The organism is Janthinobacterium sp. GW823-FHT01H08 (assembly GCF_058797855.1).
Genome location: NZ_CM179504.1, coordinates 4,303,601 through 4,322,643, shown reverse-complemented (window position 1 = coordinate 4,322,643; position 19,043 = coordinate 4,303,601). Strand labels below are relative to the sequence as shown.

Genomic DNA, 19,043 nt, shown 5'->3' with positions numbered 1-19,043 from the left:
ATAGGGGACCTTGCATCCGGTCACGCTGCATTGCCGCATTTTCTTGACTTGGGCAAAGGAAAAAATCCGTCTAGTGATGCCATCTAGCACTATTTGATGTGGATCAAAGTTTTTGTTGCACTGCACTCTTAGACTTCGCAGCGTTACTTAACGACAAAAAGAGGGAACTAGAATGAAAAAGTCCGCAACTGCAGCAGCAATCGTCCTGGCCGCCATCGGCGCCTTCGCCGGCAACGCAATGGCACAGGAAAGCCCATGGCTGGTCCGTGCCCGCGCCGTGCACATCGATCCGGCCAACAAATCTGCTCCTGTTGGTGGCGTCGGCGCATCCGACCTTATTCACGTCAGCAGCAAGACGATTCCTGAAATCGATATTTCGTATTTCTTCACGCCTAACATCGCTGCCGAGCTGATCCTGACGTATCCGCAAAAGCATGACGTTACCTTGTCCGGCACGAAGATCGGTACTTTCAAGCATTTGCCGCCGACCCTGTCGCTGCAATACCACTTCATGCCTGAAAAACAGTTCAGCCCATACGTAGGTGCCGGCGTGAACTACACGAATATCTCGGACGTGAAATTGCTGAACGGCGCAGGCCGCCTGGAGCATGACAGCTGGGGCTACTCGCTGCAAGCCGGTGTCGATTACAAACTGGACAAAAACTGGTCGCTGAACTTCGACATCAAGAAAGTACAGATCCGCAGCGACGTACTGGCCGGCGGCGCCAAGATCAGCGAAGTCAAAGTCGATCCTATCCTGATCGGCGTAGGCGTGGGCTACCGCTTCTAAATAGTGATGGCGCCCGCAAGGCGCGGACAATAAAAAAGGACGGCCTTGGCCGTCCTTTTTACGTTTGGTGCACGCTGTTTATTTTTTCAGCGTCTTTTCCAGCGCCAGCTGGTAGTCCGTCTTTTCGTAACCGGCCAGGTATTTGTTCGTCGCGTCGAGGAAGGCGCGCGAGCGGTAGGCCGCTTCCAGGTCCTTCACCCATGGTTTACCCTTGTCGGCCGTGCGGATGGCGACCAGGTTGATGTAGCTGTCCGAGATCTTTTCCACGCTCAGGGCCGAGGTCAGCTTCATGCCGGCGGCCAGGGCGAAGTTACCGTTCACAAAAGCGTAGTCGGCATCGGCCAGCGAACGTGGCAGCTGCGCCGCTTCCAGCGGCACCAGTTTCAGCTTCTTCGGGTTCTCCAGCACGTCGCGTTCGGACGCGCGCAGCGGATCGACGTTCGGTTTGAGCTTGATCCAGCCCATCTTGGCCAGCATCACCAGCGCGCGCGCCTGGTTGGTAGGATCGTTCGGCATGGTGATGGTGGCGCCGTTCTTGACTTCGGCCAGGGTTTTCTGCTTGCCGCCGTACAGGCCGATCGGCATGGTCGGCACGGTGATCAGGGCGCTCAATGGCAGCTTGTTATCGGTGGCGAATTTGGTCAGGTAGACGATGTGCTGGAACACGTTGGCGTCCAGCGAGCCTTCGGCCAGCGCGTAGTTCGGCTGCACGTAGTCGTTGAATTCCACGATCTTGACCTTGTAACCCTGTTTTTCCAGGATAGGCTTGATGCCCAGCTTCAGCTGGTCGGAATACGGGCCGGAGCTGGTGCCGATGACGAGTTCTTTCGGGTCCTTGGCATGGGCGGCGGTGGCGAAGGCCAGGCTGGCGGCGGCCAGGAGCAAATTACGGCGAAGGTGGTTCATGCAGGTCCTTGTTTCTGAATTTGAATTAACGTTTGTCGAGGCGCTTGGCGATGCGCGTGCCGGCGAACTGGATGGTTTGCACCAGCACGATCAGGATGGCCACGGTGGCGACCATGATGTCCGTCTCGAAGCGGTAGTAGCCGTAACGGATGGCCAGGTCGCCGATACCGCCGCCGCCCACCACGCCGGCCACGGCCGAATACGACAGGAAGCTGATCGACAGCACGGTCAGCGCCAGCACGAGGCCGGAGCGCGCTTCGACCAGCAGCACGCGGAAGATGATCTGCATTTCCGACGCGCCCATGGCGTGCGCCGCTTCGATCACGCCGCGCGGCACTTCGCGCAGGTTCTGTTCCACCAGGCGCGCCAGGTAGGGAATGGCGGCGAACGACAGCGGCACGGCAGCCGCCAGCGGGCCGATCGAGGTGCCCGCGATGATGCGCGTAAACGGCGTCAGGGCGACGAGCAGGATGATGAAGGGGAAGCTGCGCACGGTATTCACCAGCCAGCCCAGGATCGTCGACAGGGGACGGTTTTCCAGCGACTGGCCTTCCGAGACGAGGAACAGCAAAATGCCCAGCGGGCCGCCGATCAGGATGGCGGCGGTCAAGCCGATGCCCAGCATGGTCATGGTCTGGCCCAGCGCTACCCAGATTTCCGGCAGCAGCTTGATGACGTTATTGATCGATTCTTCAAACATGTGTTGCATCCTTCCATGCAGTGGCTTCAAACGCCTCGGTGCCGTAATACGCCAGCTCGCGTCCCAGCGCCGTCTTGCGCGGAGTGGCCGTGTCGCTCAAGTCGAATTGTTCGGCGATGGCGCCGTTTTCCACGACGGCCACGCGGTTGCAGATGGCGCCCAGCACCGACAGCTCGTGGCTGACGATGACGATGGTCACGCCGAGGCGCGCATTGATGTCGCGCAGGGTGTCGAGCAGGGCGCGCGTCGTTTCCGCGTCCAGCGCGGACGTCGGCTCGTCGCACAGCAGCACGTCGGGGTGGCTGGCCAGGGCGCGGGCGATCGCCACGCGCTGCTTCTGCCCGCCGGACAATTGCGCCGGATAGCTGTGCAGCTTGTCGGACAGGCCGACGAGCGCCAGGCATTCCTCGACTCTGGCGGCGATCTGCTCGCCCTTGGTCGTGCCATGGATTTTCAGGGGGAAGGCGACGTTGTCGAAGACGCTGGCGTTTTGCAGCAGGTTGAATTGCTGGAAAATCATGCCGATATTCTGGCGCGCGTCGCGCAGTTCGCTCTTGCCCAGGCGGGTCAGTTCGCGCCCGGCCACGGTAATGGTGCCGCTGTCGGGGCGCTCGAGCAGGTTAATCAGGCGCAGCAGGGTCGATTTGCCGGCGCCGCTCTTGCCGATCAGGCCGAAAATATCACCGGGATAGACTTCCAGCGTGACCGATTTGACCGCGTGGAATTGTTCGCCTTTGGGCAGCGCGAAGGTCTTGTTCGCGCCATCGATGCGAATCACCGGCGTACGGTGTGGTGTGGTCATGCAGTGTTTCCTTTTTTATTGGACCGTCACAGGCTTGCTTGCAGGGGCCAAATCGCCCAGCCTGTTACGTCGGTTGCGTAGTATACCTCCGATCGTGTTATTACTCCTACGACAGAATCTTGCTTTGAATATGCAAATAATGTCTATGCGACTGTTTTCAAGTGAAAAAAGCGGGAAAGCGGCGTTCTTGCCGAATTTAATCGCGTGGACTGGCGTGGCGGAGCCGCATCTTGGTGAAAAGTTCGACGCGCCCTGTGCAGGCATCGCGGTGATTTTATGTGCGGTTCGGCTCAGTTGCCGTTTTTTCGCCGCGGGCAGGGCCGTTTACTGCCTGCGATTGTCCTCTTCACGGGCAGATTCTGCTCCGCTGGCCGCAGGACCTTCGGGACGGCGCAACAGGTAGATGAGCACGGCGAGCTCCATGGCGCCCACCATGGCGATGACCCACCACGGCGGATGGCCGAGGCACATGGCGACGAAGCCGATGGCCATGCCCAGGCAAGCCATGGCCTTGCCGCGCCGCGACACGGCGCGGTGTTCGCGCCACTGGCGCAGCGGCGGGCCGAAGCGCGGATGGTGCAGCAGCCAGTGCTCGAGGCGCGGCGAGGCGCGGCTGAAGCAGGCCAGGGCGAGGATCAGGAAAATCGTCGTCGGCATGACGGGCAGCATGGCGCCGATGATCCCCAGCAGCACCATCAGGGCGCCGGCAGCGGTCCAGGCCCAGCGGCGCAGGCGCGCGCCGTGCGCTTCGCGCAGGGAGGCCTGGGCGTGCGGCTCGCCCATCAGGCGAGGGCGCCGGCTGTCAGGCCCTGGCTGCGGGGAGGGGAAACGATGGGCTGTGCGTTCAAGGTGTGCGTATCGTGGCGGGTGGCCGTCATGTTTTTCTGCCGTATGTGCTGCGCTATTATGGAGGAATCAAGGCGAAGCTGCAGGCTTGCCGGGGCCGCAATGATAACAATCCTGTAGGGTAATAACAAGAATCATTCTCATTTGCGGCCTGGTCTGAGGCGCCGGATAACGCTGGATATTTTTGGCAATGCAGACAATAATCGGCAACAGAAGACGTTGTCGTGGACATCCTTACCGTTATTATCGATTTTTTCGATGCTAACTAGGTATATTTTCCGTTTTACATCGATCTTCATGCCATGCATAATCTGTTGCAACTGAAGCCAGACAATCAGCCGCAGCGCTTCCCGCCTGCCGCCGGTTGCGGTTTTGACATCCTCCACTCCAAACAGGAATTTACAATGAAAAAACTGCTCGCTTTTATCGCCGCCGCCGGCTTCTCGCTGTCCGCCTTTGCCGCTCCGGAAGTCTATGTCATCGATGGCAGCCATACTTTCCCCCGTTTCGAATACACCCACATGGGTTTCTCGACGCAGCAAAGCCGTTTCAATAACACCACCGGCAAGGTCACCCTGGACCGCGCCGCCAGGACGGGCGCCGTCGAAGTGCTGATCGACACCAAGTCCGTCGATACGGGTTCGACCCTGTTCAACTCGCACATCCAGGGCGAAGACTTCCTCGACACGGCCAAGTATCCCGTCGCCACGTACAAATCGACCAAGTTCAATTTCGACGGCGACAAGCTGGCCTCCGTGGAAGGCAACCTGACCCTGAAAGGCGTGACCAAGCCAGTCACCCTGACCGTCACCTCGTTCACCTGCGCACCGCACCCGATGCTGAAAAAAGACGCCTGCGGCGCCAACGCCACGGCCAAGATCAAGCGCTCGGAATTCAACGCCGGCAAATATGCGCCGGCCGTCAGCGATGACGTCACTTTGACGTTTGCGATCGAAGCCATCAAGCAGTAATCGTTGGCTGCATGACGTAAAAATGGCGGCGGACTTCGGTCCGCCGCCATTTTTTTTGAGTGGGTGGTGGCGGTAGGTCGGATTAGTGCGGCAACGCCGCGCGTAATCCGACATGAGCCGCCAACAAGGTGTCGGATTACGCGCTTCCCGCGCTAATCCGACCTACATGGGTTGCATCGCCTTTACGCCAGGTGATGCACTTCCTGCTGCCCATATACGGGCGTGTTCAACCCTTCCATGCGCGCCTTCAGCTGCAGCGACAGGTACTGGGAATAATGGCGCGACTGGTGCAGGTTACCGCCGTGGAACCACAGCGCTTGCTGCTGCGTGGGTTTCCACATATTGCGCTGCTCGCCCTCCCACGGGCCCGGGTCCTTCGTCGTGGCCGAACCGAGGCCCCACACCTTGCCCACTTTATTCGCCACCTCGGGCGAGATCAGGTCGGCCGCCCAGCCGTTCATGGAGCCGTAGCCGGTGGCGTACACCACGAGGTCGGCGGGCAGCTCCGTGCCGTCGGACAGCACGATGGAATGGGCTTTCAGTTCCTGCACGCCGACCCCGCTTTTCAGCTTGATCTTGCCCTCGGCGACCAGCTCGGAGGCGCCCACGTCGATGTAGTAGCCGGAGCCGCGGCGCAGGTATTTCATGAACAGGCCCGAATCGTCGTCGCCGAAATCGAGCATGAAGCCGCGTTCTTCCAGGCGCGCATAAAAGTCCGCATCGCGCTCGCGGATGGCCTTGAAGACGGGCTTCTGGAAGTCGGCCAAAATCTTGTATGGGATCGAGGCGAACGTCAGGTCGGCCTTGTTTGTGGTCATGCCGGCCGCCAGCGCCCGTTCCGAATACAGGTCGCCCAGCGCCAGGTCCATCAAGGAATCGGACTTGACGATGTGCGTCGACGAGCGCTGCACCATGGTCACGTCCACGCCCGCTTCCCACAGGGCGGCGCAGATATCGTGCGCGGAATTGTTCGCGCCGATGACGACCACCTTCTTGCCGGCATACGCGTCCGGTCCCGGATGCTGCGACGAGTGCTGCTGCTCGCCCTGGAACACGTCCATGCCCTTGAACTTCGGCATGTTCGCCTTGCCCGACATGCCCGTCGCCAGCACCAGCTGCTGCGGCTTCAGGGTGACGGGCTGGCCATCGCGCAGCACCTGCACCGTCCACTCGCCGCTGGCTTCGTTGAAGCTGGCCGATTCGCATGACGTCGAGCCCCAGTAGTTCAGTTCCATCACCTTGGTGTACATCTCCAGCCAGTCGCCGACCTTGTCCTTCGGTGTGAAGACGGGCCAGTTATCCGGGAAAGGGATGTACGGCATGTGGTCGTACCAGACGGGGTCGTGCAGGCACAGCGATTTGTAGCGCTTGCGCCAGCTGTCGCCGGGACGGGCGTTTTTCTCGATGATGATGGTGGGGACGTTCAATTGCCGCAGGCGCGCGCCCAGCGCGATGCCGCCCTGGCCGCCGCCGATGATGACGCAGTAGGGCTGGCGCGCGTAGCCCAGTTCGGCCGCTTCCTGTTCGCGGTGCTCCAGCCAGCTGCTGCGGTTGGTGCGCGCCCCGTGTTCGGCGCCCATGGCCCGCCGGCGGCCCTTGGCTTCCTCAAAACCCTTCAATTCGCTCATGGTGGTGAGCAGGGTCCAGATCTTGCCGTCGCGGATGCGGATGAAGCCCACGCCGCGCGCCACGTTCGTTTCCACCGTGATCCAGCTTTGCACCACGCCGCCCGCTTCCACCGCATGTTCGCCGTCGGCGATGCGGATGGCAACCGGCTGCACGGCGCCCAGCTGGGCGGCCAGCATGGCGGCGATCTGCCCGCGGCCTTCCAGGGTTTTCAGGTTCCAGGTAAACAGCACCAGGTCGCGCCAGTAGCCATCCTGTTCGAACAGCTGTGCGGCGCCCGTGCCGTCGCTGGCGCGAAGACAGCCTTCGAGCTGCTCCAGGATGCCGGCCACGGCCAAGTCGTGCGGGTTGATTTCGGTTTGCATCGTGTCTCCTCCAAGTCTGCTGACTTTATGATGGGATGCGGCTGTGTTGCCGCTGACGATGTTGTAACACTGGCGTTCCAGCCCCGCATTCCGCAGCGCAGCATGGCGGAATGTGAGACGGAAATCTCAGCGTGCCGGATGCCTTACTGGCGGTGCGGCGGCACGATGTGCAGCTGCTTGATGCGCCGGTACAGGGTGGCGCGCGAGACGCCCAGCATGGCGGCCGCCTGCAGCGGGCGCCACTTGGCGGCGTTCATGGCGTTGACGATGCGCGTGCGCTCGGCCAGATCCGGCGGCGTGCAGGCCGGCGCGTCCTGCGTCACGGGAGCGGCGTTCTTGATGCGTACCCGCGCGCTGGCCTGGCGCAGCGGCGCGCGCACGCGCGCGTGCAGCCAGGTGCTGCCGCCGGCCAGGCGCAGCGACAGCAGATTGTGTCCCGTACGCGCATCGAACAGCCGTTCGGCGCGCACTTCCAGCACCTCGGCGACGGGGCGGGGAAGGGCGTCCAGGCCCCCGATGACGTCGCGCGCGCAGCGGTTGGCGGCGACGATGTCGCCATGCTCGTCGATGGCGAGCAGCATCTCCGGCTGCACTTCCACGAAGTGGCGGTTGCGGTGCGCCAGCAGGATGCAGCAATGGCCATAGGAGGTGAGAAAAAAGCCGTCCTCGATCAGGGTCGCGCCCTGGCGCACCAGCTGTTTGACCAGGCGCTGGCTGTCGCGCGCATCGGGCGAATTCAAGGCCGAGGCATCGAGCACGCCGATCAAGTCGCCGTGCGGTGAAAAGATCGGCGCGGCGCTGCAGGTCAGGCCCGTGAAGGCGGCGCGGAAGTGGTCGGTCTTGTGCACGGTGATGGCTTCCTGGTCGAGCAGCACGGAGGCGATGCCGCACGTGCCTTCTTCCTCCTCCGACCAGCACGAGCCCGGGTACAGGCCCGCCTTCTTGAATTCCTTGCGCTGGTCCGTGTCGGCCGCGTAGTCGATCGTCACGCCGCGCGCGTTGGCGAGGATGACGCAGTAGCCCGCTTCGCGCACCATGGCGTGCAGGCGCGGCAGGCACTGGCCCGTGGAGCGCAGAAAATTTTCCTCGGACTGCTGGATGGCGCGCAGTTCGGCGCCCGTCAGGATGCGCGGCCCCGTGGTGGACGCGGGATCGAGCCGGTAGTCGTCCAGCGAGCGCCGGTACGACGACGCCAGCCTGGCCGTATCGGCGCCAGGATTGACGACGCGGCCGGCGATCAGGTCGCGCACGCGCTCGATATGGCTGGTCTGGCGGACGTAGGGCATGGCGCTCTCCGGTATCTCGGTATCTGCTTTATGGTATTTCGTTTGTAGCACGAAGCCCCGGATGGCGCATCCTGCGCTGCAGCATGGCGCGTGCGTGAGACGTTCGTCTCAGCGCCTGGCGCCGCACAGTAGGATGCTTTACAACAATAAAAAAGAGCATCTCTGATAACATCCGTTCAAATCTGAGGTCAGCTATCGCAAGGGATACCTATGACAACGCAAGCGATGTTCCCCGTGCGCAGCTCACTCGTCCTGGCCCTGCTGGGCTGGAGCGCCGCCTGCGGCGCCGCCGGCCAGCTCGATCCCGATGGCCAGAGCAGCCTGGAAAAAGAGGTAGCCCGGCGCGCCGCCGTTGAACCGGCCATGGCCGCCGGCTGGCACATGATGCGTTCCGTGGAAGCGGGCGTGCAGGTGGCCGGCGAGAGCAATCTGTTCTGGAAGCTGTCGAATACGCCGGCGCGCAATCCCGGCTTCGATTTCAATCCCTACTGGTACGAGTTCTATGTCAAGCCGGCGCTCGGTTTCAAGCGCAAGCTGGGCGACGGCAAGCAGCTGTATGCGCGCGTGTCCGCCGTCGGCTCGGGCACCTTGCGCCACGATCCTTTCGGCGCGGGCGACACGGGCCGCATCTCGATCGAGGAATTCGTCGCCGGCATCCGCATGCCGCTCGGCGGCACGCGCGCCATGGTCGATGTGTCGGCCGGCGCGCAGAATTTCACGCTGGGTACCGGCATGCTGATCGCCAATGGCGGCTCGAACGGCTTTGACCGCGGCGCGCTGAAACTGGGGCCGCGCAAGGCCTTCCAGAATTCCGTGGTGGCCAGAATAAGCCAGGACGCGTTCAGCGCCCAGGCGTTTTATCTGGACCCGAATGAAAATCCCGACAACGATAGCGGCACGCGCGTCGTCGGCGTTGACGTCAGCTACGCGCCCGCGAACGACCGCAAGGCCGGCGTCGCGTATGGCAAGGTGCCCCGTTCGCATGCGGCGTATCCGCAGGCGGCGCCAGGCGGCATCGGCGCACCGCTGGCCGTGCCTGACGGCCGCAAGGACTTGCAGTTCGTGTATGGCTACGCGCGCGTTCCCGTGCTGCCCACCGTGCTGTCGAAAGGCTGGTTCGGCGTCGATGCCGCGCGCGAGTGGAATACGCGCGAGCCGATGCGGGCCTGGGGCTGGCGCACGGAAGGGGGCTTTTCCCTGCCCGACGTGGCGTGGACGCCGAAGTTCACGCTTGGCTACCAGAGCTTTTCCGGTGACGATCCGCGCACGGCGCGCAATGAGCGCTTCGATCCGCTGTTCTTCGAAGGCACGCCGGGCGCCTGGGCTTCGGGCAGCAAGGCGACCTGGGTCTTCGTCAATGCCAACGTGAATGCGCTGCAGGCCACCATCGAGCTGCACCCGACGCCGAAGGACACCGTGACCGCCTACCTGGCCCAGGTGCGGGCCAACCAGATGGGCAGCCCGCTGCAGTTCGGCCAGGCCACGCGCCTCGACGTGCCGGGCGGCGCGCCCTTGGTGATCGCCGGCGTGCTGCGCCCGATGCTGGCCAACGACGTCTTCGTCAAATACGTGCGCGTGGTGAACCCGAATACCTACCTGACCCTGGGCTTCAGCGCCTCGTTCGCGCAGTCGGGCGTGAACCAGCTGGTGAACGGGCAGGCCAGGACCTGGAGGGGATGGCTGGCGAACGTGGTATGGGTTTATTAAATATTCTGTCTATCAAGGAGAGCATCGCATGAACGATTTTCCCAGCATGAAACGCCTGGCCCTGGCCGCCGCCTGCCTGGCGCTGTCCGCCGGCGCCCACGCGGCAGAGGCGACGGCGCCGCTGTCGGCCGCCGCCAGCGATCCGGCCGCATTGCAATGGATGGTGGGCGCGCCGCCGCCGGCCGACAAGATCATCCGTTTCGACGATGGCAGCTATTTCAATTTCCCGCAGCTGCGCTGGAGCGTGTCGCACTTCCGCCAGCTGATGCCGACGGTGGATGTCTCGCGCGGCTTGAAGGCACCCGTGCCCCTGAAACGCGCGCTGCGCACGGATATCGACAGCCTGCGCTTCACGCCTCTGGGCGCGAAGGAAACGATGACCTGGGAGCAGTCGCTGGGCGCCAACTACACGGACGGCATCGTGGTGCTGCACCGGGGCCGCATCGTGTATGAGCGTTACCTCGGCGTGCTGAAGGAAAGCGGCCAGCACGGCGCCATGTCCGTGACGAAGTCCGTGATGGGCACCCTGGGCGCGGCGCTGGTGGCCGAAGGCAAGCTCGATCCGGACAAAAAAGTGGCCGATTACGTGCCGGAACTGGCCAAGTCCGCGTTTGGCGACGCCACCGTGCGCCAGGTGCTCGACATGACCACGGGCCTGCAATTCAGCGAAGATTACGCGGACCCGAAAGCGGAAGTGTGGCAGCACGCGGCGGCCGGCAGCCCGCTGCCCAAGCCCAAGGATTACACGGGGCCGCGCAGCTATTTCGAGTACCTGCAGACGGTGCGGCACGAGGGCCGGCATGGCGAGGCGTTCGGCTACCGCACGGTCAATTCCGACGTGCTGGGCTGGATCATCGCCCGTGTCACGGGGCAGAACGTCAACGACTACCTGTCCGAGCATGTCTGGCAAAAGCTGGGCGCCGAGCAGGATGCCTACATGACGGTCGATTCGACGGGCACGCCGTTTGCCGGCGGCGGCCTGAATGCGGGCTTGCGCGATCTGGCGCGCTTCGGCGAAATGCTGCGCAACGATGGCCGCTACAACGGCCAGCAGATTTTGCCCAAGGCGGCCGTCGACGATATCCGCCGCGGCGGCGACAAGCAGCTGTTCGCCAAGGGCGGCTACGATTTGCTCAAGGGCTGGAGCTACCGCGACATGTGGTGGGTCACGCATAACGACCATGGCGCCTACATGGCGCGCGGCGTGTACGGCCAGCGCATCTATGTCGATCCGAAGGCGGAAATGGTGATCGTGCGCTTCTCCTCGACGCCGACGGCGGCCAATGCGGCGAACGACCCGACCACCACGCCGGCCTTCGAAGCGCTGGGCAAGCTGCTGCTGGCCAAGCCGAAGTAGGTTGCCAGCAGTGCGGCTGAACGGGCACAACTGCAATATACTATCCTTTCGTCATCATTTGTTGCTTGAATGATAATTCATGCAACGCACGCGAAGGGAACGCACCGTGGAAACCAGCCAGCCGGACCAACTGCGCCCCCCGCTGTGGCGGCGCCTGCTGTGGCCGGTCGCCCAGCTGGGCTCGGCCTTCAAGCTGACGGGCACGCATCTGCTGCATCACGTGATCGGCGCCAGCCTGATCGCCGCGCTGATGCTGGTGCTGGAAGGTTTTCACGTGCTCGAATGGCTCGATGCGGCCATGCTGCGCGCCAGCGCGGAACAGGGGCAACTGCTGAACCGGGGCAAGGACCCGGGCGCCGCCTACCGGCCCGGCATCATCGAAATAGACCAGCCCGCGTTCGAACAGGTGTTCGACGAGCGCGAACCGCTGGAACGCACGCGCCTGGAACAAGTGATCGCCAGCGCCGCAGCGCGCGGCAGCAAGGTGCTGGCCATCGACCTGGACCTGGCGCCGGCCGTGTATGAACAACACAAGGATGGCGAGCGGCCGCTCGACCGCCTGCTCGACCGGCTGGCCGCCGAGGGCCGGAAACTGGTGCTGATCCTGCCCGAACAATCGGATCAGAATGCGAACCTGGCGTGGATACGCGCGCGCTGCGCTGCCGGCATCCACTTCGCCAGCCCGCGGATCCGCGAGCGCATGGGCGCCGTCACGCGTATCGAACTGAAAAGTCCCGTGCTGGCGGCAGTGGCCTTCGAGCTGGCGCATGGCGCCGACGAGCAGGAGCAACAGCAGCCCATGCCGGCCGTCCTGTCCGAGCAAAAGGAAGGGCTGGCGCTGGCCGGCCGCGTGTGTCAGCTGGCGCGGCGCACGGGCAGCGAAAAGGAATTGGCGCGCTGGGCGTTCGAACCCGTCATCCACGGCGACGCCAGGGCGGCGGCCGAACAGAACGCCGTCACCGCGCCGTTTCACCCGGCCGCCGTGGCGCCGGCCTTCCTGAACCCCACGCGCACGCGCGTACAACTGATCGATGGGCAGGCCGGCGTGGCGGCGAATGCACTACGCAAGAATGTCGTGTATATCGGCGGCACCTATGACGTGCGCGACCGCTATACGACGGCCGAAGGTGAGCAGGCCGGCCTGCACCTGCACGCGGCCGCCCACACGTCGCTGGGCATCGGCACGGCCGACGTGAATAAATACGTGGTGTTCGCGGCCGACATCGTCATGGGCGTGCTGCTGGGCTGCCTGTTCGGCGGCCTGTGGACCCTGTACGGCCGCGCCGAGCTGGCCATCGACAAGCGCATGGAAGACCACGATTTCAGCCGCCTGCACCGCGTGGGCACCCTGGCGGAATTCTATGGCATCCGCCTGATGCTGGCGCTGGTGTGGGCTTCGCCGTTCGCCATCGGCGCGCTGGCCATCTACCTGTCGCGCGGCTTGCTCGAGCAGGGTTGGTGGGTCAATCCCGGGCCCCTGATCGCCGGCATGTTCCTGCACGCGATGTCGCTGCGCGACGAAGCCCACCACCCGCACGAGGAAGTGCCGGGCCTGTCCGTGTGGGCCCAGCTGCGCCGCACGCATCCGGGCATCGTGCTGGTGCAGGCGCCGCTGGCGCTGCTGCTGTTGATCGTCGCCCTGATCTAGCGCAAACCGTGGCGCCGCGGCGGCGCTAAACTGGGCGCCTTTTTCATATCGCAGGAGGATGCCATGCTGACGGGAGGATGTTTATGTGGCGAGGTCCGCTATGACGCCGGCGCGGACAGCTTTCATCAAAGCGCCTGCCACTGTTCCGTGTGCCGCCGCGCGTCGGGCGCGCCGTTTGTCGCCTGGTTCAGCGTGCCACGGGCGAACTTTCGCTGGCGGCAGGGGCAAGCCATGTCGTATGCGTCCAGCGTCCATGGCACGCGCAGCTTTTGTCCCCGCTGCGGCACGCAGCTGACCTTTGAAGACAGTGCCTATCCCGATGAAGTCGACGTGACTACCTGCAGCCTGGACAATCCCGAACAGCTGCCGCCGCACAGCCATATCTATACGGGCACGCAGCTGGAGTGGGTGAAGCTCGACGATGGCTTGCCGCGCTATCGGGGCTCGCGCAGCGAGGAGGAGGAGCCTGGAGGGAAGGCGAGCAGGTCGGATTAGCCCAGCGGGCGTAATCCGACGTGTCGTTGCCGCTCAAGGACGCGGCATTCTGTCGGCGAGCGCACTGCCGCGCCATTGCCCTATTTTTGGATGATAGTGGCATTGTCGGATTACGCTACGCTAATCCGACCTACGTGACCCATGGTTTCAGCCGATCAGCTTCAAGCCCGGCGGCAGCGCTTCGCCCAGCATGCGCCGGGTAGCTGTTTCATCCAGCTGTGTCACTTCGCTGACCATCGTTTGCCACAGGGGCGGCGCGCCCACCGCTTTCAGGCGGGCGAGGATGGTGGCCCGCAGGTCGTCGGCGATGTCGCGTGAGCGGTCGCCCGTCATGCGCGCCAGGTGGGCGGCGGCAAACGCCGCCGGTTCCACTTTTTTCCAGTCCTGCGCCAGCAGCACGGCCAGCCAGTCTGCCACGGTGGCGCTGTCGACCACTTCGTGCGCGCTGCCGTGGAAGGGCTGGCGCGCGCCGACCCTGGCCAGCGCCCATAGCGTGTTCGTGTCCGCCGTTTCTTCCTTCTTGCCCGCCTTTTGCAGGCGTTTCAGCAGCCAGGCGCCCACTTCCGCCTTGTAGGCGCCGGGAATGCGCTCGAGCGATGCGCCCAGGCGCAGCATGTCGTCGTCGCTGCCGTTGACCAGGGTGACGGGGCGGCTGCCGCGCTGGGCCGCATCGGCTTGCAGGTTGAAGGCGAAGTCGTCGAGCAGGCGCAGCTGCTGCTCCGCGCTCAAGCCGCCGGCGACGCGGCGCCACAGGGTCCACCATTCGGCGCACACCTGGTTGTCCTTGTGATGCTGGATGCCTGCGTCGAACAGGGCCCACAGCTGCTCGATACGCCACGGGTCGAGCGCATCGCCATAGCCGGGCCGCAAACAGTAGCCGGCCAGGTTCAGCCACCCCCGTTCATGCTCGGCGGAGCGGCGCCGGCCACGGGCGCGCAGCAGGAGGGCGTCGAACAGCTGGCGCAGCAGGGGCGTATCCCAGCTTTCGCGCCCGCCCAGTCCCCGTTCCAGGTGCTGGCGCAGCTGGCGCACTTCTTTGGTCTCGACCTTTTGCGCCTTGCCGCCGAAGATGCGCTCGATCTTCTCGGCCGCTTCCTTCACGCGCGGCGGCACGCTGGACGTTTCGGCCTGCGTTTCCTCCTCGCCACGCAACTGGAATTCCAGCAGCCACCGCTGGTCGGCATCGGCTTCGGCCACGCAGTGCACTTCTAAGGTGCCCACTTCCGTCATCACGGTGGCCAGCTGCACGGTGATCTCGCGCTTGTCATTGCCGTCGCTGGCGTGCAGCACGCTGGCCAGCGGCGGCAGGCGCAAGTATTCTCCGGCGTTCAGGTCGACGATCTCGCCCAGCTTGGGCGGCGTGCCCGACTCAAAGAGGGAAGTGGCCAGGTGGAAGCGCACGGGCCGGCCCAGGCGCAGCGCGAACAGGCGCTCCGTCAGGCGGATTTCCTCGCCGCTGGCGCTGCCGCGCGGCAGGATGCACACGGCGCGATGGTCCTTCCCCGCCTCGCCCAGCACGAGGAAATAGCTGCGCGGCGAGCCGCCGCCGATGCGCGGCGCCTGGCCGCGCCGGGCCAGCGCGTAGGCGACGGCGCCACGGGCCACGGCCACGTCGGGGTTATCGTTGTGCAGGATGGTGAGGGGTTGGCCTCGCCAGTGTTCCAGCGTCTCGGCCAGGCGGCGCGCCAGCGCGTCGGCGCGGAACACGCCGCCATTGAGCAGCAGGGTGTCGGGCAGTGCCCCTTGATGCTGCTGCAAAAAGCTGGCCAGGTGGCGCGTGATGGCCGCGTCCTGCGCATACGGCAGGCCGAATGCAACGATGCCGGCACGGCCTTTTTTCGCCGTGTCGCCCAGTTCCACCTTCGGAAAGAAGCCGTCGACCACCATGGCCGCAACTTCCTCGCGCGTGACGTCGGCGGAACGGCTGCCGCCGATCAAACGCGATCCCGCGCCCAGCAGGGTCACGTTGACGCTGTCGGGCGCGTCGTTCGACAGCAGCAGTTCCTTGGCGGCGCGGCAGCGCTCCATCAGTTGCGACAAGCGCGCGGCGGACAGCTTCATGCCGCCTTCGCTGCCTGCCGCCATGCGCGTTTCCACCAGGTGGGCCAGCGCCAGGTCCATATTGTCGCCGCCGAGGATCAGGTGGTTGCCCACGCTGCTGCGCGTGAGCTGCGGTGCGCCATCGTCATCGAAGGCCACGTCGATCAGGCTGAAATCCGTGGTGCCGCCGCCCACGTCGCAGATCAAAATGCGGCGCGTATTGGACAAGTCTGCGCGCAGGGTGGCGCGCCGGCGCTGCAGGAAGTCATAAAAGGCCGCTTGCGGTTCTTCCACCAGGCGCAGCGCGGGCAAGCCCGCCATGCGCGCCGCTTCCAGGGTGAGTGCGCGCGCACCCTCGTCGAACGAGGCGGGGATGGTCAGCACCAGTTCCTGCTCCTCCAGGGGCGCGTCGGGGAAGCGGTGATTCCACGCGGCGCGCACGTAGGCGAGGTAGCTGGCGCTGGCCGCCACGGGCGAGACCTTGGCCACGTCGGCATCGGCGCCCCACGGCAAAATCGGCGCCTGGCGGTCCACGTTTGCATGCGACAGCCAGCTCTTTGCGCTGGTGACCAGCCGGCCCGGCACCTGGGCGCCGAGCTGACGCGCCAGTACGCCCAGCACGGCATGTTCCACCTCCTGCTGGGGCCACGGCAGCGGCAAGTCGCCCGCCGCCAGTTCGCCGGCGGCGGGGTGGTAGCGCAGGGAGGGCAGCAGGGGGCGTGCGCCCACTTCGCCGGGAGCGACCAGCTGCTCGATGGCGAACAGCTCGATGTCCGCCTGCCCATCTGCCGCTTTGGCCGCATTGGCGTACGCCACCACCGTGTTGGTGGTGCCCAGGTCGATGCCGACCAGGTAGGCCGGCTTGCCCGCAGCGCTGCCCATGTTTATTGCTGCGGCGTGCCGCGCACGTCGAATTCCACCTTCCAGCGCTCGGCGCCGTCAGGGGAAACGGCCAGCAGCTCCAGGGTGCCCGCTTCCGTCACTCTGGCGTGCAGCATGACTTGCACCACGTCGCCGGCCTGACGGCCTTCGGCGGACAGCGTCGCCTGGATTTCGCTCAGCTCCTGCAATTCATCGGGACCCCAGAAGTCGAGCAAGTCGCCGATCAGGTCGTTGCGGCGCGTGGACGAGGCGAAGAAGCGGAAATGCACGGGTTCGCCCACGACGAGGCCGAATTGCTGGCCCGGCAGTTCCAGCTCGCTGCCTTCTTCCATGCCGAACGGCGCCACGCACAGGGCCTGGATAGGCGGTTCCATGCCCGGAATGGCGGGCATGGCCGATTCGATGGCCACATAAAAGGCGCTGGCCGTGCCGCCGCGGATGCGCACGCCGTGGCCGCGCCGCACGTAGCTGTAGTAGGCGGCGCCACGGGCGACGGCCAGGTCCAGGTCGGCCCCGGCCAGCATGCGCGCCGGCTCCGCGCCTTCCATGTACAGCCAGTCGTTGACGGTCGCCATGATGCGTTGGACCAGCAGGTCGGACTTGAAGACGCCGCCGTTGAACAGCACGGCCGTCGGATGCAAAAAGCTGGCGCCTTCCGCCTGGCGGCCGGCGAAACCTTCCAGTTCGCTGGTCGCCATCACTTGGCGGCCCAGAAAGGCGGCCAGGTGGCGCGTGATGGCCGCGTCCTGCGCATACGGCAAGCCCAGTTGCGTCAGGCCGGCGCGCGTGCGCACGGCGGGGCGGCTCGATGCTTCCACCTGCGGGAAGAAGCCGTCGAGAATGAAGGTCGACACTTCCGCGCGCGTCAGTTCCGTGCGGATGGAGCCGCCGATCAGCTTCGAACCGCGGCTCGGCACGACGATCGGTGCCACATCGAGGCCGCTGTCGGCCAGCAGGCTTTCCTTGGCGCTGCGGCAGCCGTAGGTCAGCGCGCGCATTTGCCAGGCATCGAGTTGGGTGCCGTTGGCGGCGAGCTTGCGCGCCACCAGATGGGCCAGGGCCAGGTCCATATTGTCGCCGCCGAGCAGGATGTGCTCGCCGACGGCCACGCGGTGCGGTTCCAGCACGCCGTCGCGCTCGAGCACGGCGATCAGCGAAAAGTCGCTGGTGCCGCCGCCCACGTCGACCACTAAAATGATGTCGCCCGGTTTGACTTCCTTGCGCCAGCGGCCTTCGCTGGTCTGTATCCAGCTGTACAGGGCCGCCTGCGGCTCTTCCAGCAGGGTCAGCGAGGTGTAGCCGGCCGCCTGCGCCGCTTCCATCGTCAGCTCGCGCGCGGCCGGGTCGAACGAGGCGGGTATCGTCACCGTGATTTCCTGCTCGGCGAACGGCGCTTGCGGGTGGGCGTTGTCCCAGGCCTGGCGCAAATGCGTCAGGTAGCGCGTGGCGGCCGTGATCGGGGAGATGCGCGCCACTTCCGCTGGCGCGTCGTTCGGCAGGATAGCTGCGCGGCGGTCCACGCCCGGGTGGCACAGCCAGCTTTTCGCGCTCGACACTAAACGGATCGGCGTGGTGGCGCCGCGGCTGCGAGCCATTTCGCCCACGACAAACGGCGCTTCGGCTTCCTCGGTGACCCAGGGCAGGGCCAGGTCGCCCGCCGCCACTTCGTCGGCGTGCGGCAGGTAAACGAAGGACGGCAGCAGCGACAATTCTTCGACGGTGCCCGGTGCCGACAGTTGCGGCACTTTCAGCACGCCGTGGCTGGACTTTTCGCCGTCGCTCTCGACCAGGTTCACATATGACAGGGCGCTGTGGGTGGTGCCCAGGTCGATGCCGATGGCGTAGCGCGGGGTGTTGTTGGCTTGATCGCTCACAGTTCCACCTCGGCCGGTGCCAGGATGGCGGCGTCGTGCTGCTCGCTCAGCTTCGGCAGGCGCACGCTCGAGGCGCGCCAGCCGCGGTGGCTCAGGGTGCCCGTGAACGGCGCGGAACCGACCACGTTGCCCGTCAGGCGCACGCTGGCCGAATCAAAGCCTTCCTGCAGCACGATGCGGCTGCCCTCGACTTCCTGGCGCACGGCGTCGATGGTGAAGTATTCACGCATGACCTTGGCGCAGCCTTCATGCACGACGCGGGCGGCCGCGCCGATGTCGGCATCGGCATGGCTGCCCAGGTTTTCCTGGGTGAAGTCGATCAAGCGCGCTTCGCGTTGCAGCAGGGCCAGCAATTGCAGGGCCGCGTCCGGCGTCGCTTCTTTCAAAATGACGGGGGCGGCTGCCGGCACGGGGGCTGGCGCCGGAGCCGGGGCCACGGGTGCCACGGGGGCGGCCTCGGGCAGGGACAGCTTTTCCACGCGGGCCGCATAGGCGGCGTCCGACAGGGTGCTGAAGAAGGCGCCGAAAGCCAGCGGGACGCGGCGCCAGAGCGATGGGTGGGACGATGGTGTGCTCATAGGAACTCGTTTCTCTGATCTGTAGGGTGGCGTCGGCGGCGGGGGCCGCTTCGCAAGGTAGTGCCATGTGCGGGGCCAACAGGGCCGGCTGCGTTTGCCCGCATGATACCAGCTACGGGGCCGGCGCCAAAGCCGCCGCCCCCGTTCCCGCCTGCCTGTGGCGTGGATTT

The 19,043-nt window shown here is 65.0% G+C and carries 15 protein-coding genes; 6 read left to right on the top strand and 9 right to left on the bottom strand.

Going from position 1 to position 19,043, the window contains the following annotated elements:
- Positions 1-172 precede the first annotated feature (172 nt).
- On the top strand, positions 173-790 hold the full coding sequence (locus AC3RCG_RS19310) for an OmpW/AlkL family protein (RefSeq protein WP_070222294.1): 618 nt from the start codon (positions 173-175) through the stop codon (positions 788-790).
- Between the two features lie 78 nt (positions 791-868).
- Here AC3RCG_RS19310 and AC3RCG_RS19305 read toward each other — a convergent pair whose 3' ends face one another.
- The 4 genes from AC3RCG_RS19305 to AC3RCG_RS19290 all read right to left on the bottom strand — a co-directional run bounded on the left by AC3RCG_RS19305 (position 869) and on the right by AC3RCG_RS19290 (position 3,981).
- A complete protein-coding gene (locus tag AC3RCG_RS19305) occupies positions 869-1,696 on the bottom strand; it encodes a MetQ/NlpA family ABC transporter substrate-binding protein (protein ID WP_230505316.1) in 828 nt (275 codons plus the stop codon).
- Between the two features lie 25 nt (positions 1,697-1,721).
- Complete coding sequence (locus AC3RCG_RS19300) at positions 1,722-2,396, bottom strand: methionine ABC transporter permease (protein WP_099380715.1); 675 nt, start codon at positions 2,394-2,396, stop codon at positions 1,722-1,724.
- Positions 2,389-3,198, bottom strand: coding sequence for a methionine ABC transporter ATP-binding protein (locus AC3RCG_RS19295; RefSeq protein ID WP_070222288.1), 810 nt, complete (start codon positions 3,196-3,198; stop codon positions 2,389-2,391). Before AC3RCG_RS19295 ends, AC3RCG_RS19300 begins: the two co-directional genes overlap by 8 nt.
- 324 nt (positions 3,199-3,522) lie before the next feature.
- Positions 3,523-3,981: a YbaN family protein gene (locus AC3RCG_RS19290; RefSeq protein WP_268994098.1), complete on the bottom strand. Its 459-nt coding sequence runs from the start codon at positions 3,979-3,981 to the stop codon at positions 3,523-3,525.
- 467 nt (positions 3,982-4,448) lie between these two features.
- On the opposite strand from AC3RCG_RS19290, the gene AC3RCG_RS19285 reads away from it, so the two are divergent.
- Positions 4,449-5,015 carry a YceI family protein gene (locus tag AC3RCG_RS19285; protein WP_070222354.1) on the top strand — a complete coding sequence of 189 codons (567 nt, stop codon included), beginning with the start codon at positions 4,449-4,451 and terminating at the stop codon, positions 5,013-5,015.
- 182 nt (positions 5,016-5,197) lie between these two features.
- Here AC3RCG_RS19285 and AC3RCG_RS19280 read toward each other — a convergent pair whose 3' ends face one another.
- Positions 5,198-7,006, bottom strand: coding sequence for an NAD(P)-binding domain-containing protein (locus AC3RCG_RS19280; RefSeq protein ID WP_409028283.1), 1,809 nt, complete (start codon positions 7,004-7,006; stop codon positions 5,198-5,200).
- 143 nt (positions 7,007-7,149) lie between these two features.
- Complete coding sequence (locus AC3RCG_RS19275; protein ID WP_409028284.1) at positions 7,150-8,292, bottom strand: sigma-54-dependent Fis family transcriptional regulator; 1,143 nt, start codon at positions 8,290-8,292, stop codon at positions 7,150-7,152.
- Between the two features lie 210 nt (positions 8,293-8,502).
- Between AC3RCG_RS19275 and AC3RCG_RS19270 the strand changes: the two genes are divergently transcribed.
- From AC3RCG_RS19270 to AC3RCG_RS19255, 4 genes are all read left to right on the top strand, one after another.
- Entirely contained in the window at positions 8,503-9,999 is a 1,497-nt protein-coding gene (locus AC3RCG_RS19270; RefSeq protein WP_492403031.1) for an alginate export family protein, read from the top strand.
- 28 nt (positions 10,000-10,027) lie between these two features.
- A complete protein-coding gene (locus AC3RCG_RS19265) occupies positions 10,028-11,356 on the top strand; it encodes a serine hydrolase domain-containing protein (protein ID WP_121669986.1) in 1,329 nt (442 codons plus the stop codon).
- A 79-nt stretch (positions 11,357-11,435) separates the two neighbouring features.
- Positions 11,436-13,004 (top strand): CHASE2 domain-containing protein, encoded by a 1,569-nt coding sequence (locus tag AC3RCG_RS19260; protein ID WP_492403030.1) that lies wholly within the window; start codon positions 11,436-11,438, stop codon positions 13,002-13,004.
- 63 nt (positions 13,005-13,067) lie between these two features.
- Positions 13,068-13,499, top strand: a complete 432-nt coding sequence (locus AC3RCG_RS19255; RefSeq protein ID WP_070313205.1) for a GFA family protein — start codon at positions 13,068-13,070, stop codon at positions 13,497-13,499.
- Positions 13,500-13,646: 147 nt separating this feature from the next.
- Here the strand turns inward: AC3RCG_RS19255 and AC3RCG_RS19250 are convergent, their stop codons facing one another.
- The 3 genes from AC3RCG_RS19250 to AC3RCG_RS19240 are packed head-to-tail and all read right to left on the bottom strand — an operon-like array spanning position 13,647 to position 18,873.
- Positions 13,647-16,421, bottom strand: coding sequence for an Hsp70 family protein (locus AC3RCG_RS19250; RefSeq protein ID WP_492403029.1), 2,775 nt, complete (start codon positions 16,419-16,421; stop codon positions 13,647-13,649).
- A 2-nt stretch (positions 16,422-16,423) separates the two neighbouring features.
- Positions 16,424-18,295 carry an Hsp70 family protein gene (locus AC3RCG_RS19245; RefSeq protein WP_492403027.1) on the bottom strand — a complete coding sequence of 624 codons (1,872 nt, stop codon included), beginning with the start codon at positions 18,293-18,295 and terminating at the stop codon, positions 16,424-16,426.
- The gene (locus AC3RCG_RS19240) at positions 18,292-18,873 is read right to left on the bottom strand and encodes a DUF2760 domain-containing protein (RefSeq protein WP_409028290.1); all 582 of its coding nucleotides are present in this window, start codon (positions 18,871-18,873) and stop codon (positions 18,292-18,294) included. The genes AC3RCG_RS19245 and AC3RCG_RS19240 overlap by 4 nt, the downstream gene beginning before the upstream one ends.
- Positions 18,874-19,043 lie beyond the last annotated feature (170 nt).

What these genes read in the sequence shown, in the direction of transcription:
- AC3RCG_RS19270 (WP_492403031.1), top strand. Translation starts at nt 8,503, where the DNA reads ATGACAACGCAAGCGATGTTCCCCGTGCGCAGCTCACTCGTCCTGGCC.
- AC3RCG_RS19275 (WP_409028284.1), bottom strand. Translation starts at nt 8,292, where the DNA reads ATGCCCTACGTCCGCCAGACCAGCCATATCGAGCGCGTGCGCGACCTG.
- AC3RCG_RS19290 (WP_268994098.1), bottom strand. Translation starts at nt 3,981, where the DNA reads ATGGGCGAGCCGCACGCCCAGGCCTCCCTGCGCGAAGCGCACGGCGCG.
- AC3RCG_RS19285 (WP_070222354.1), top strand. Translation starts at nt 4,449, where the DNA reads ATGAAAAAACTGCTCGCTTTTATCGCCGCCGCCGGCTTCTCGCTGTCC.
- AC3RCG_RS19300 (WP_099380715.1), bottom strand. Translation starts at nt 2,396, where the DNA reads ATGTTTGAAGAATCGATCAATAACGTCATCAAGCTGCTGCCGGAAATC.
- AC3RCG_RS19295 (WP_070222288.1), bottom strand. Translation starts at nt 3,198, where the DNA reads ATGACCACACCACACCGTACGCCGGTGATTCGCATCGATGGCGCGAAC.
- AC3RCG_RS19310 (WP_070222294.1), top strand. Translation starts at nt 173, where the DNA reads ATGAAAAAGTCCGCAACTGCAGCAGCAATCGTCCTGGCCGCCATCGGC.
- AC3RCG_RS19305 (WP_230505316.1), bottom strand. Translation starts at nt 1,696, where the DNA reads ATGAACCACCTTCGCCGTAATTTGCTCCTGGCCGCCGCCAGCCTGGCC.
- AC3RCG_RS19260 (WP_492403030.1), top strand. Translation starts at nt 11,436, where the DNA reads ATGCAACGCACGCGAAGGGAACGCACCGTGGAAACCAGCCAGCCGGAC.
- AC3RCG_RS19250 (WP_492403029.1), bottom strand. Translation starts at nt 16,421, where the DNA reads ATGGGCAGCGCTGCGGGCAAGCCGGCCTACCTGGTCGGCATCGACCTG.
- AC3RCG_RS19255 (WP_070313205.1), top strand. Translation starts at nt 13,068, where the DNA reads ATGCTGACGGGAGGATGTTTATGTGGCGAGGTCCGCTATGACGCCGGC.
- AC3RCG_RS19265 (WP_121669986.1), top strand. Translation starts at nt 10,028, where the DNA reads ATGAACGATTTTCCCAGCATGAAACGCCTGGCCCTGGCCGCCGCCTGC.
- AC3RCG_RS19240 (WP_409028290.1), bottom strand. Translation starts at nt 18,873, where the DNA reads ATGAGCACACCATCGTCCCACCCATCGCTCTGGCGCCGCGTCCCGCTG.
- AC3RCG_RS19280 (WP_409028283.1), bottom strand. Translation starts at nt 7,006, where the DNA reads ATGCAAACCGAAATCAACCCGCACGACTTGGCCGTGGCCGGCATCCTG.